General features: G+C 70.2%; 13 protein-coding genes. 4 read left to right on the top strand and 9 right to left on the bottom strand.

Going from position 1 to position 13,128, the window contains the following annotated elements; translation table 11 throughout:
• Positions 1-1,152 (bottom strand): enoyl-CoA hydratase-related protein (locus BXA03_RS22435; protein WP_200803420.1); only part of this gene is annotated, 1,152 nt, incomplete at its 3' end.
• A gap of 202 nt (positions 1,153-1,354) precedes the next feature.
• Between BXA03_RS22435 and BXA03_RS22430 the strand changes: the two genes are divergently transcribed.
• Both BXA03_RS22430 and BXA03_RS22425 read left to right on the top strand, forming a co-directional pair.
• Entirely contained in the window at positions 1,355-1,813 is a 459-nt protein-coding gene (locus BXA03_RS22430; protein WP_076511393.1) for a MaoC family dehydratase, read from the top strand.
• A 58-nt stretch (positions 1,814-1,871) separates the two neighbouring features.
• Positions 1,872-3,113: an acyl-CoA dehydrogenase family protein gene (locus BXA03_RS22425; RefSeq protein WP_076511392.1), complete on the top strand. Its 1,242-nt coding sequence runs from the start codon at positions 1,872-1,874 to the stop codon at positions 3,111-3,113.
• A gap of 50 nt (positions 3,114-3,163) precedes the next feature.
• Here BXA03_RS22425 and BXA03_RS22420 read toward each other — a convergent pair whose 3' ends face one another.
• The 6 genes from BXA03_RS22420 to BXA03_RS22395 all read right to left on the bottom strand — a co-directional run bounded on the left by BXA03_RS22420 (position 3,164) and on the right by BXA03_RS22395 (position 9,461).
• Positions 3,164-4,843 (bottom strand): class I adenylate-forming enzyme family protein, encoded by a 1,680-nt coding sequence (locus BXA03_RS22420; RefSeq protein ID WP_076511391.1) that lies wholly within the window; start codon positions 4,841-4,843, stop codon positions 3,164-3,166.
• A 183-nt stretch (positions 4,844-5,026) separates the two neighbouring features.
• Entirely contained in the window at positions 5,027-5,725 is a 699-nt protein-coding gene (locus tag BXA03_RS22415; RefSeq protein ID WP_159444742.1) for a GntR family transcriptional regulator, read from the bottom strand.
• A gap of 60 nt (positions 5,726-5,785) precedes the next feature.
• The gene (locus BXA03_RS22410; protein ID WP_076511389.1) at positions 5,786-6,631 is read right to left on the bottom strand and encodes an enoyl-CoA hydratase-related protein; all 846 of its coding nucleotides are present in this window, start codon (positions 6,629-6,631) and stop codon (positions 5,786-5,788) included.
• Between the two features lie 37 nt (positions 6,632-6,668).
• Positions 6,669-7,439: an SDR family NAD(P)-dependent oxidoreductase gene (locus BXA03_RS22405; protein ID WP_076511419.1), complete on the bottom strand. Its 771-nt coding sequence runs from the start codon at positions 7,437-7,439 to the stop codon at positions 6,669-6,671.
• Between the two features lie 26 nt (positions 7,440-7,465).
• The gene (locus BXA03_RS22400) at positions 7,466-8,257 is read right to left on the bottom strand and encodes an enoyl-CoA hydratase (RefSeq protein WP_076511388.1); all 792 of its coding nucleotides are present in this window, start codon (positions 8,255-8,257) and stop codon (positions 7,466-7,468) included.
• A 19-nt stretch (positions 8,258-8,276) separates the two neighbouring features.
• Entirely contained in the window at positions 8,277-9,461 is a 1,185-nt protein-coding gene (locus tag BXA03_RS22395; RefSeq protein ID WP_076511418.1) for a CaiB/BaiF CoA transferase family protein, read from the bottom strand.
• Positions 9,462-9,552: 91 nt separating this feature from the next.
• Between BXA03_RS22395 and BXA03_RS22390 the strand changes: the two genes are divergently transcribed.
• A complete protein-coding gene (locus tag BXA03_RS22390) occupies positions 9,553-10,350 on the top strand; it encodes a VOC family protein (protein ID WP_076511387.1) in 798 nt (265 codons plus the stop codon).
• A gap of 43 nt (positions 10,351-10,393) precedes the next feature.
• Entirely contained in the window at positions 10,394-11,590 is a 1,197-nt protein-coding gene (locus tag BXA03_RS22385; RefSeq protein WP_076511386.1) for an acyl-CoA dehydrogenase family protein, read from the top strand.
• A 43-nt stretch (positions 11,591-11,633) separates the two neighbouring features.
• On the opposite strand, the gene BXA03_RS22380 is transcribed toward BXA03_RS22385, so the two are convergent.
• Both BXA03_RS22380 and BXA03_RS26920 read right to left on the bottom strand, forming a co-directional pair.
• Complete coding sequence (locus tag BXA03_RS22380; protein WP_076511385.1) at positions 11,634-12,155, bottom strand: P-loop nucleotide/nucleoside kinase family protein; 522 nt, start codon at positions 12,153-12,155, stop codon at positions 11,634-11,636.
• A 198-nt stretch (positions 12,156-12,353) separates the two neighbouring features.
• The gene (locus BXA03_RS26920) at positions 12,354-12,509 is read right to left on the bottom strand and encodes a hypothetical protein (RefSeq protein WP_159444741.1); all 156 of its coding nucleotides are present in this window, start codon (positions 12,507-12,509) and stop codon (positions 12,354-12,356) included.
• Positions 12,510-13,128 lie beyond the last annotated feature (619 nt).

Genomic DNA, 13,128 nt, shown 5'->3' with positions numbered 1-13,128 from the left:
CTCGAACACGGCCTCGATGATGAGGTCGCAGTCCTTCAGGTCGTCGTAGCTCAGCGTGGTCTTGAGCAGCGCCATGCGCTCCTCGTACTTCTCGGGCTTGAGCTTGCCCTTCTTGACCTGCGCTTCATAGTTCTTGCGGATGGTGGCGACGCCGCGGTCCAGCGCCTCCTGCTTCATCTCCAGCATGGTCACCGGGATGCCGGCGTTCAGGAAGTTCATGCTGATGCCGCCGCCCATGGTGCCGGCGCCGATCACGCCCACCGTCTTGATGGTGCGTTGCGGCGTGTCGTCCGGCACGTCGGCGATCTTGGCGGTCGCCCGCTCGCCGAAGAAGATGTTGCGCAGCGCCGCCGACTCGGCCGTCCACACCAGCTCGGTCACACCGCGGCGCTCGAAGGCCAGCGCCTCGTCGAAGGGCAGGCGCACCGACTGGGCGACGCAGTCCAGGCACAGCAGCGGCGCAGGGAAGTGGCGGGAGGCCGCGGCCACCTGGGTCCGCGCGAACTGCAGGTAGGCCTCGGGCGCGGGATGCACCACCCGCAGCTCGCGCACCCGCGGCAGCGGCCGTACGGGCGCATGCCGGCGCGCGAAGGCCACCGCGGCGGCCACCACGTCGTCGTCCACCAGCTCGTCGATCAGGCGCTGGCCGGGAAGCCGGGCCAGGTCCTCGCTCATCACCGTCTCGCCGGTCACGATCATGTTCAGGGCCGGCTCCAGGCCGATCAGGCGGGGCAGCCGCTGCGTGCCGCTTGCGCCGGGCAGGATGCCGATGCGCACCTCGGGCAGCGAGACCTGCGTGCCCCGCTGTACGAGGCGGTAGTGGCAGCCCATGGCCAGCTCCAGCCCGCCGCCCATCGCCACGCGGTGCACGGCCGCGACGATGGGCTTGTCGCTGCGCTCGATGAAGTCGATGACGTCGACCAGGTCCGGCGCCATGGTCGCCTCGGGCCGGTTGAACTCGCGGATGTCCGCGCCGCCGCAGAAGGCCCGGCCGCGGCCGGTGAGCACCATGGCCTGCACCTGTGGATCGCTGCCGGCGCGGGCGACCGATTCGGCGATGAAGCGCCGGTTCTGCAGGCCCAGGCTGTTGACCGGTGGCGTGTCCATGGTGATGACGGCGATGCCGTCCTGAATCTCGTAGCTGCCGCTCATGGGCTGTCTCCTGGTCGGGGTGTCGGGGTCGGGCAGGCGCCGCGCCCCACTGAGGCCGGCGGGCCGATGTTCAGTCGCCCGTGCGACGGCGCGCATCAGCACTTTGAATCGTCCCGATGAAAACACTGCATGCCCCGGGGCCGCGCGGCGCGCGCCGGCGCGGCACCATCGGCGCACTCCCTTCGGCTTCCTCCGCAACCGCATGACCGTCCTCACCCGCGCCAACCTCCACGACTTCGTCGGCCAGTCCATCGGCACTTCGTCGTGGGTCGACGTGCCCCAGTCGCGCATCGACGCCTTCGCCGACTGCACCGGCGACCGGCAGTGGATCCACATCGATGTGGCGCGCGCCACGCGCGAAAGCCCGTTCGGTGCGCCCATCGCACACGGCTTCCTCACGCTGTCGCTGCTGCCCATCACCAGCTACGAGCTGCTGGAAGGACTGGCGCCCACCAAGTCGGTCAACTACGGGCTCGACAAGCTGCGCTTCATGTCGCCCGTCAAGGCCGGCGCACGGGTGCGCAACCACATGCGCCTGCTGGCCGCCGAGGCACGCGACGACGGCTGGACGCTGCTGCGCTGCGAGAACACCATGGAGATCGAAGGCCAGAACAAGCCGGCGCTGGTCGCGGTGAGCCTGGGCCTGTTCTCCTGGGACTGAACGCGCCCGCTTCCCCCCGCCTCCCCCGATTCCATCCGATCCGACCGAGAGACACCACATGGACTTTGAACACAGCCCCAAGGTGCAGCACCTGCGCCGCCGCCTGCTCGCCTTCATGGACGAGCACATCTACCCGAACGAGAAGCGTCATGCGCAGGAGGCGCATGCCTCCTTCATGAACGCCGAGCGCACCGGCGGCCCCTACACCGGCCTGCCGCTCATGGAGGAACTCAAGCGCAAGGCGCGCGCCGCGGGCCTGTGGAACCTGTTCCTGCCCGAAGACGAGCATGGCGCGGGCCTCACCAACCTTGAGTACGCACCGCTGTGCGAGATCATGGGCCGGCGCTACTGGAGCGCCGAGGCCTTCAACTGCAGCGCGCCCGACACCGGCAACACCGAGGTGATCGCGCGCTATGGCAACGAGGCGCAGAAGGCCCGCTGGCTGCAGCCGCTGCTCGACGGCGAGATCCGCTCCTCCTTCGCCATGACCGAGCCGGCCGTGGCCTCGTCGGACGCCACCAACATCGAGACGCGCATTCGCCGCGACGGCGACGACTACGTCATCAACGGCCGCAAGTGGTACATCACCGGCGCGATGAACGAGCGCTGCAAGCTGTTCATCCTGATGGGCAAGACCGACCCCGACAACCCGGACCGGCATCGCCAGCAGTCGATGATCATCGTGCCGCGCGACACGCCCGGCATCACGGTGGTGCGCGACATGGCGCTGGTGAACCACTACGACGCGCCCTTCGGTCATCCGGAGGTGATCTTCGACAACGTGCGGGTGCCGGCCTCCAACCTGCTGCTGGGCGAGGGCCGCGGCTTCGAGATCGCCCAGGGCCGGCTCGGGCCGGGCCGCATCCACCATTGCATGCGCATGATCGGCATGGCCGAGTCGGCGCTGGAGATGATGTGCGAGCGCGCCGTCTCGCGCGTGGCCTTCGGCAAGCCGCTGTCGGACCAGGGCGTCTGGCGCGAGCGCATCGCCCGGGGCCGCATGCTGATCGATCAGACGCGCTGGATGGTGCTGCACGCCGCCTGGCGCATGGACACGGTGGGCAACAAGGTGGCGGCCAAGGAGATCGCGATGATCAAGGTGATCGCGCCCAACAACTGCATCCAGGTGATCGACGACGCCATGCAGGCCTTCGGCGCGATGGGCCTGAGCCAGGACACGCTGCTGGTGAACTTCTGGGCCTATGCGCGCCATCTGCGCGTGGCCGACGGTCCGGACGAGGTGCACATCAACGCCGTTGCCAAGCAGGAGCTGGGCGTCTACCGCGCCAAGGTGGCCTGAACGCGGGCGCCGCGGGCAGGCGCCCTGCGACGCCGGCCCGCGGCGGCGATTCAGGCGCCGCTGGCGCGCGGCGCGGTGAAGCCGGGCTCGCGCAGCATGCGTCGCAGCAGCTTGCCGTTGTCGGCCGCGGGCAGGCCGTCGCGGAAGACGATGGTGCGCGGCACCTTGTAGTGCGACATGTGGGCCTGGCACCATTCGATGAGCACTTGGTCGGTGCGGTCGCGCCGGCGCCCGAAGCCGTCCACCCGGATCTGCCGCGCCGCCGGGTCCTTGAGCACCACATAGGCCTGCAGCGCTTCGCCCCGGTCCGGGTCGGGCAGCCCGATCACCGCGGCCTGGCGCACGTCGGGATGCGTCGCCAGGATGGCCTCCACCTCCTCGGGGAAGACGCTGTAGCTCCAGACCTTGATCATCTCCTTGCGCCGTCCCACGAAGGTGAGGTAGCCCTCCTCGTCGAGCCGGCCGATGTCGCCCGTGCGCACCCAGCCGTCGCGCACCATGGCCGCCGTGGCGTCGGGGCGCATCCAGTAGCCCCTGAAGGGCTGGGGGCCGCGCAGCAGGATCTCGCCGACGACGCCGCAGGGCCGGGGCTGGCCGGTGTCGGGGTCGACGATGCGCACCTCGGTGCCGGGCACCGGCCGCCCGTTGGTGCCCCAGCGCACGGCGTCGGCGGGCATCATCACGTCGGAGCTGTGGGTCTCGCTGAGGCCATAGCCTGCCTCGAACACCTGGGCACCCCCGGTGAAGCGGTGCCAGCGGTCGGCCAGCGCACGGGTGAGGATGGTGCCGAAGCTGGTGCTGGCCGTGCCGCGCAGGGACGACACGTCATAGGTGTGCGCATCCTCCGCGCCCATGACCAGCTCCAGCGAGGGCGCCATGGTGTACCACCACGTCACCCGGCAGGCCTCGATGGCCTGCAGCACGGCAGTGGCGTCGAAGCGGCCCAGCAGCACCACCGTGGCGCCCATGTAGAGCACCACGCCCATCCCCGCCAGCAGGCCCGAGATGTGGTGCAGCGGCACGTCGGCCAGCAGCACGTCGTCGGCCGTCAGCCCCCAGCACCCGGATGTGGCCGCCGACTTGTACAGCGCCACGTCGTAACCCAGCATGGCGGCCTTGGGCAGCCCGGTGGTGCCGGAGGTGCAGGCCATGAGCGCCACCTCGTCCATGGCGAGGTCGCCCGGCGGCACGAAGGGCGGCATCGCGTCGAGCTCGTCCATCAAGTCGACCACGCCATCGGGCCAGGGCCGCGCCGGCTCGCCCGGCAGGCGCATGCAGGCGGGCACGTCCATGGCCAGCACGCCCGGCAGCATGTCGCCCGGACGCACGCCATACAGGGGGCAGGCCCTGCCGCCGGGCAGGGCCTCGCGCACGGCGGCCAGGTCGTCCTCGCCGCAGACCACGGCGCGCACATCCAGCTCGGTGAACTGGTGGGCCAGCTCGTAGCGCCGGGCGTGCGGATTGCACGCGCTCACCACCACTCCCAGCTTCTGCGCCCCCAGGTGGGCGATGACGAACTGCGGGCAGTTGTGCAGCACCAGCACCAGCACGTCGCCCTGGGCCAGGCCCCGCTGACGCAGGCTCTGGGCAAAGCGGTCGCTCAGGTCGTCGAGTTCGGCATAGCTGATGCGCCGGCCGTACCAGACGATGGCGGGCTTGTCGGGCGTGGTGCGGGCGTGCAGGCGCAGGTATTCATGCAGCGGCCGCTCGCCGTGGCGATAGTCGATCATCCTGGCTTGTCTCCGGATCGTTCGATGCGACCGGATACCGCGGGGCGGTTCCGGCTTCTTCCCGGATCATGGCCCGCGCGGCGCGCCGCCGCAAGGCGGGCCGGATGAATCTTGGGCATGGGCGGACATGCCCCCGCTGCATGGCGCGGCGCAGCAATGCCGGCCGCGCCGCCACGCCCCTGATCAGGCGCTGGCGGTGGCGGCGCTGCCCGCCGCGGCGGCCTGCTGCTCTTGGAGGTAGGTCAGGATGGGTGCCATGGTCCGCTCGATCTCTTCCTCGATGCCGGCACGGGCGGTGTCCGCGTCTGCCTTGCGCAGCCCGCGCAGCACGCGCTGGTGCGGATGCTGGCGCCGCGGCTCGGCCATGGGCCGTGTCTGCAGGGCGCGCATCAGGGGCCCGCACTGCAGCCACAGGCCTTCGATCAGGCGCAGCAGCACGGGCTTGCCCGCCAGCGCATACACGCCGAGGTGGAAGCGCTCGGAGGCCAGCAGCTCGCCGGCGAAGTCCGCCGCCTCGTGGTGGGCGGCCATGTCGCGGTGCAGCTGCTCCAGGCGGGCGATGTCCTCCGGGCCCGCCAGGGCTGCCGCATGCGCAGCCGCTCGCCCCTCGAGCATCAGCCGCAGTTCGCACACCTCGGCGAAGCGAGCGGCCGACATCACGGGCACGCGCACCGAATGGTGGCCCACCTGCTCCAGCGCCTGTTCGGAGATCAGCCTGGCAAAAGCCTCGCGCACCGGCGTGGGGCTGATGCCCATCTCGGCCGCGAGGTCGCGCAGCTTGAGCTTCTCGCCCGGGGCGAAGCGCCCTGCCTTCAGGTCGCGGCAGAGGCGGGCATAGGCTTGGCCGTTGAGGCTCTCACGGGTCAGGGGCGCGTCGTCCATGGCTGCAGCGGCTGGGCCGAAAGTCATTTGCAATAAGTTATATCGTACAAGCCGGCCGCCTCAGCGTCCGGTGAAGCGCGGGGCGCGCTTTTCCAGGAAATGCGCCACGCCCTCCTGGAAGTCCTCGCTGTCGAACGAGGCGACCATGTCCGCGTCGGCACGCCGCCAGGCGGCGTCCAGGTCCTGGAACAGCCCGTCGTACACCTGCCGCTTGATCACGCCGATGGAGCGCGGCGACGCCGCGTGCGTCCATTCCCGCGCCAGGCCCTGCACCGCGGCGAGAAAGCCATCGGCCGGTCGCGCACGCACCAGGCCCAGACGTTCGGCCTCGTCCGTCATCAGGGTGCGGGCGGACATCAGCAGGTCGAGCGCGTTGGTGAGGCCGACGATGCGCGGCAGCATCCACGAGGCGCCGTGCTCCGCAATCAGGCCGCGCTTGGCAAAGGCGGTGGTGAGCTTCTGCCCCTCGGCCATGTAGCGGAAGTCGCAGAAGAGCGCCATGCACAGCCCGATGCCCGCCACCGGCCCGTTGATGGCCGCGAAGATGGGCTTGGGCACCTTCAGCAGGTAGCTGAAGCGCCAGGCGTAGTTGCGGTCCAGTCCTTCGGGCGCGGCCGTCTGCGTACCGCCTGCAGGTGCGGCGGCCGTGGCGTCGCCGGCCGCGGTGCCGCGGGTGCCAGCTTCGAGGATGTCCATGTCGGCCCCGGCGCAGAAGCCGCGGCCGGCCCCGGTCACCACGATGGCCCGCACGGCCGTGTCGGCCTCGGCGGCCTCGATGGCGCGGCGGAACTCGGCCTCCATGGCCTCGGTCCACGCGTTGAGCCGCTCGGGCCGGTTGAGCGTCAGGGTCATGACGCCATCGTCCACCGCGGTGGCGATCTGCTGGAAGTCGTCGTACGAAGGCATGGGATTTCCGTGGAGGGAGGAGGCGGGCACGCCGCGTTCAGGCTTCGCCGCCGACGGTGGCGCCACCGTCGATGACCAGCGTGGTGCCGGTGATGAAGCGGCCGGCCTCCGAAGCCAGCAGCAGGGCGGCACCGGCGATGTCCTCGGGCTCGCCGATGCGGTTCAGCGGGCTGGAGGCGAGCGCGGCGGCCAGCGTGTCGGGGTTGTCCCAGAGCGCCTTGGCGAAGTCGGTCTTGATGAGCCCGGGCGCGATGCAGTTGGTGCGGATGCCCTGCTTGCCCCACTCCAGCGCCAGGTTGCGGGCGAGCTGCATGTCCGCCGCCTTCGAGATGGCGTAGGCGCCCAGCACCCGCGAGCCGGTCAGGCCGGCGATGGAGCTGATGATCACCACGCTGCCGCCGCCCTTGGCCGCCATGCCCGGCGCGACGCGGTTGACCAGCCACAGGTTGGAGCGGATGTTCACGTCCATGACCTTGGAGAAGGCCTCGTCCGTGATGCCGGACATGGGCCCGTAGTACGGATTGACCGCCGCGTTGCATACCAGCACGTCGACGCTGCCGTACCGGGCTTCGGTCTGGTCCACCAGCGCGAGCACCTCGTCCTTGCGGGAGATGTTGCAGGCCACCGCGGTGGCCTCGCCGCCTTCGGTGCGGATCTGGTCGACCACGGCGGCGCAGGCATCGGCCTTGCGGCTGGTGATGACGACCCGGGCGCCGGCGCGGGCAAAGGCCAGCGCGATGGCGCGACCGATGCCGCGCGACGATCCGGTGACGATGGCGGTCTTGTCCTTGAGCGAGAAGCTGTCCATGGGGTTCTCCGGCGCCGGCGGGCGCATCAGCGGTTGTGGAAGACGGGGGTGCGCTTGTCCATGAAGGCGCGGGCGGCCTCGAGGTGGTCCTCGGTCATGGCACAGCGGATGTGGCGGATGGCCTCGTGGTCCAGCGCCTGGGCAAGGGTGGCGCCCTGCTCCGCCACGTTCAGGTTGGCCTTGATGTGGCCGAGCGTGAGGGTCGGCCCCGACGCCAGCTGGCGGGCCAGCCGCTGGCCTTCGTCATCGAGCGCCTCGTCGGGCACCACCTGGGTGACCAGGCCCAGGCGCAGGGCCTCGTCGGCCTGCACCACGGGCGACAGCAGCGCGAAGGCACGTGCCCGCGGGCCCAGCAGCTGCGTGAGGAAGTAGGTGCTGCCGAAGTCGCCGGACAGGCCGACCTTGGCGAAGGCCGAGGTCATCTTGAGGGTGGAGCCGGCCACCACCAGGTCGCAGGCCAGGGCGAGAGACAAGCCGGCCCCCGCGCAGGCGCCGCGCACCACGGCCAGCGTGGGCTTGGGCATCTCGTGCAGCAGGCGTGCGCATTCCATGTGCTCGCGCAGCTGGTGGGTGCGGGCTTCGAGCGTGGCCTCGGCGCCCTCGGACGCGGCCATGGCCTGCACGTCGCCGCCGGCGCAGAAGCCGCGGCCGGCCCCCGTCAGCAGCACCGCGCGCACCTGCGCGTCGATGGCCGCGCGACGCAGTGCGGCCAGCAGCGCGTCGGTCATGCTGGGCGTGAGCGCGTTCAGCCGTTCGGGCCGGTTCAGCGTCAGGGTGAGCACGCCGCCGTGCAGCTGCTCGATGAGTTCGGTGGTCATGGGGTCTCCTCGTGGGTCGTCAAAGGGCTTCGGCCTGGCGCAGGGCGTCGACCTGCGCGGAGGTCCAGCCCAGCCACTGGCGCAGGACCTCGTCGTTGTGCGCGCCCACCTGCGGCAATGCGCTGCGCACGCTCAGGGGGGTGTCGGACAGGTGGATGGTCACGCCCTGCATCGGCACCTCGGTGCCGCCGAAGGGCATGCGCACGATCGCATCGCGGTGGGCGAGCTGGGGGTTGTGCACCACCTCGTCGAGCCGCGCGATCTTGGCGCAGGGCACGCCCTGCGCCTCCAGGCGCCGGACGACCTCGTCGGCCGCCAGCCCGGCCATCCACTCGGCCACCAGGCCTTCGACGGCCTCGCGGTGCGCGAGCCGGCTGGCCATGGTGGCAAAGCGAGCGTCGTCGATGAGGCCGGGGCGCTCCATGGCACGCAGCACGCGCGGGAACATGTTGTCGTCGCCACCCACCAGCAGCACATGGCGCCCGTCGCCGGTGGCGAAGGTGTTGGAGGGCGCGACGAAGCGGTCGCGGCTGCCCACGCGCGTCATCGTGGTGCCGAAGAGCAGCTGCTGCGGAATGGCCGTCATGAGCATCGACAGCGCGCTCTCGAGCAGCGACACGTCGACCAGCTGCCCGCGGCCCGTGGCATGGCGCGCATTGAGCGCCGCCAGGATGCCCAGCGCCGCATACATGCCGGTGGTGTAGTCGCAGATGAAGGAGCCGATCATGGTGGGCGGCCCCTCGGGCTGGCCTGTCATGTCCATCAGGCCGCTCATGGCCTGGGCGACGCCGTCGAAGCACTGCTTGTTCGCCAGCGGCCCGTCCTGCCCGAAGCCGGAGATGCGCGCCATGACCAGCCGCGGGTTGAGGGCGTGCACCGCGTCCCAGCCCAGGCCCATCTTCTCCATGGTGCCCGGGCGGAAGTTCTCGACCAGCACGTCGGCCTCGGCAATCAGCGCGCGCAGCGTGGCCAGGCCCTCGGGATGCCGCAGATCCAGCGCCAGGCTCTTCTTGTTGCGGTTGACGATGAAGGTGTAGAGGCTCTGCCCGTCCACGGCCGGCAGCGCGCGGCGGGCATATTCGCCCTCGCCCGGCGGCTCGATCTTGACCACCTCGGCCCCCATGTCGCCCAGCATCATGGCGCAATAGGGCCCCGCGATGAAACGCGAGAGATCGAGGACGCGCAGGCCGGCCAGCGAGGTCATGGGGAAGGTCTCCGTGTGGGCGCGCGGCTGCTCCGTCCGGGTCATCTCCGCGCATTTTTATCTGTTATAACAGATTTACTGGAGACAACGAATGAACGACCCTGCTTTCACGGCCCCCGCGGCGCCGGCCGCCCCCTACCTGCGGCTGCGCCAGATCTGCCTGGTGGCCCAGGCGCTCGACCCGGTGGTGGACGACCTGTGCGCCGTGTTCGGCGTCGAGGTCTGCCACCGCGATCCCGAGGTGGGGCAGTTTGGCCTGCACAACGCGCTGATGCCCTTCGGCCAGCAGTTCATCGAGGTGGTGGCACCCATCCAGCCCGACACGGCCGCCGGGCGCTACCTGGCGCGCCGGGGAGGCGATGGCGGCTACATGGTGATCCTGGACACCGAGGCCCTGCCCCGCTGGAAGGCGCATGTGGCCGCCATCGGCGTGCGCGTGGCCGCCCCGCTGGCGCTGGGTGACTACGAGGGACTGCAGCTGCACCCGCGCGACACCGGTGGCGCCCTGCTCGAACTCAACACCACCCTGGGCGGCGCCGCGATGGACGGCCCCTACTGGCCCGCCGGGCCGCACTGGCAGCAGCATGTGCGGACGGCGCGCGTGGCCGGCATCGCCGCGGCCGTTCTGCAGGCGCCCAAGCCCGGGGCGCTGGCGGCGCGCTGGTCGCAGATCCTGCAGCGGCCGGTGGCGGGCGAGGCCCTGGCGCTGGACAACGCGACGCTGCGCTTCGTGCCCGACGGCGACGGCCGCGGCGAGGGCCTGTCGGCCCTGGTGCTGCACACGCGCGACGCCGCCGCCGTCGAGGCCGCAGCCCGCGCCCGCGGGCTGCCCTGCGACGACGGCACCGTGCAGGTGGGCGGCGTGCGCTTCGTGCTGCAGCCGGCCTGAAGCACCGGCCGAACGATTGCCTTTTCCCCAAGGAGACAACCCCATGGAACTCGAGTTCACGCCCGAAGAACGGGCCTTCGCCGACGAGGTGCGCGACTTCATCGCCGGCCATCTGCCGCCCGACATCGCCCAGCGCGTGGAGCACGACCTGCACCTGGAGCGCGACGACTACATGCGCTGGCAGCAGATCCTGGGCCGGCGAGGCTGGCATGCCTACACCTGGCCTACATCGCAGGGCGGTCCGGGCTGGAGCGTGATCCAGCGCTACCTGTTCGAGACCATCAGCGGGCAGATGAACTGCCCCACCATCCAGCCCTTCGGGCCGCGCATGGTCGGGCCGGTCATCTACAACTTCGGCAATGCGCAGCAACAGGCGCAGCACCTGCCAGGCATCCGCGATTCGACGGTGTGGTGGTGCCAGGGCTATTCGGAGCCGGCGTCGGGCTCGGACCTCGCCTCGCTGGCCACGCGCGCGGACGATGCGGGCGACCACTACGTGGTCAACGGCCAGAAGATCTGGACCTCATACGCGCACCATGCCGACTGGATGTTCTGCCTGGTGCGCACCCGGCGCGAGAGCCGCAAGCAGGAGGGCATCTCCTTCCTGCTGATCGACATGCGCACGCCGGGCATCGAGGTGCAGCCCATTCCGATGCTGGAGGGCACCCATTCCTTCAATGCGGTGTTCTTCACGGATGTGCGGGTGCCCAAGGCCAACCTGGTGGGCGAGGAGGGCCAGGGCTGGCGCTATGCCAAGTTCCTGCTGGAGCATGAGCGGGTCGAGAACTCCAACATCGGCTTCTCGACCTTCGCGCTGCGCCGACTGCGGCGCATGGCCGCCGCCGTGCAGGACCGCGGCCGCCCGCTGGTGGAGCAGCCGCTGTTCCGCGCCAAGCTCGCGCGCACGGAGGCGCAGCTGAAGGCGCTGGAGATGACCACGCTGCGCGCGCTGTCGAGCATGGGCAGCGGCAGCTCACCCGGTGCCGGCCTGGCCTCGGCCTTGAAGATCCGCGGCACCGAGATCGGCCAGAGCCTGACCGAGCTGCTCTTCGAAGCCGCCGGCCCGCTGGGGCAGCGGCTGGACCCGGCCCTCGCCCACGGCGAAGGCGACCTGGCCGGCCTGGACGCCAGCCTGCGCGGCGCGCCGGCCAACTACTTCTGGCGCCGCGCCATGTCGATCTACGGCGGCAGCAACGAGATCCAGCGCAACATCGTGGCGAAGCAGGTGCTGGGGCTTTGATGGCCGAGGGCGACTGAGCCCGACTCGCGCATGCGGAGGATGCTCAGCGGTGAGGGACGACCGTAAAGCCTTCGTCCGCCGTGGGTGCCACGAAGTGGCGGGAGATCTGGTCGAACTCGGCGTCGCTCGTCTCGAAGGGATGATCTCCGGCCGCGTTGCGCGCGCGAAGACGTGCCTTGCAGACCTCGTCGGGCACGTCCAGAAGGTGCAGCACATGGGCGGCGCCCGCTCGCTCACACAAGCCCTGCATCCACGCCCGGGTGGCGACCGTGTTGGCGGGAAAGTCGAGCACCACCGACACGCCGCTGCGCAGCAGGGATTCGATGTGGCCGCTCATGGCGTCGCGCAGGCGGCCCGCGCAGCGCACATAGTCGGCGAGCGCGTGGATCTCGTGGGGATGGAGGCGTGACAGCCAGTCGTCCACGCTGATGCGCACAGTGTGGGGCGCCGAGGCCAGGCGCTGCGTCAGCGTCGACTTGCCCGAGCCGATCTTGCCGCAAACCAAGTGCAGCGTGGCGGCGGACGGGAGGGGCGCAGAAGCGGGCAGAACTTGCGGGGGGTTCATTTCGATCTCCAGTGACAGGGCCCGGGAGACAGAAAAAACCCGCCTCACCGGGCGGGTTGCGGATGGCGACCTGGGCCGCGCGCTAACCCACCCAACCTGCGATGGGGCGAATGATGGAGGGGATGCGCGGGGTGGTCATGGTGGGGCAGCTTAGCAGCGCGGCGGCAGGCTGCGGCCGAAGCCGGTCACGCTCGACCTTCAGGTGAAGAGGTCATGGAACGCCTGCGCATCGCACGTGGCAACCTGCGCCTGCAACGGAAACACGCGCCAGGGCGCGGTCACGTCCATGTCGACCAGCCGGCGCAGCAGCTCGTTACGCTCGGCTGGCTTCACCTGTTGGCGCCAGTCGAGCACCTGGCACCAGGTGGAGCTGCCGTTCAGGTGCAGCGGGCCGCTGACAGGCAGGATGGATTCGACGAATGCCGGTGTAAACGAGCGGGTGTAGGCCTAGAGGTTGTAGAGCCAGGACACGCCTATGACCTAACGCGCTTCGGGGCGGGCACTGCGGATGTGTTGGAACATCGCGCGCAGTTCATGTTGGCGCGCTGCGGCCCACGGGGCGGCGAGCAGACTGGCGTCGAAACCGTCGGGTGGCATGAATTGGATACGCAGCACACCTGCGGCATGCCGGCTGTCGTACGACAAGCATCCAAAGGTTTGTGCGGGAGCGAGCGGCGGGCGTGCTTCGTGGAACTTGAGCGAGGTCGGTAACAGGGTCGCGTGGTCAGGACTGACCTTGCCCCAGTTCAGCCAGAAAGACGGCTCATTGTTCCGAGCCGCTTAGGCCCTCCAGATGCGGGCGGCGGCGGAAGTTGGTGCAGCGGACGACCGCGACGTTGAAAAGCACGCCTGCCGCGGCAGCGTAGTGAGTGGCGAAAGTCAGCTGGAGGTAGAAATAGGCACCCGGCAAAGTGCTGGGCTATCCGTAAGCGTCGATTTTGGTCTCTGAAGGACCGACCTCAGACTACCAACG

Origin of the sequence: Pseudacidovorax sp. RU35E (genome assembly GCF_900156165.1) — a bacterium.
GTDB lineage: Bacteria > Pseudomonadota > Gammaproteobacteria > Burkholderiales > Burkholderiaceae_C > Xenophilus.
This window is presented reverse-complemented; position numbering and strand designations above follow the sequence as displayed.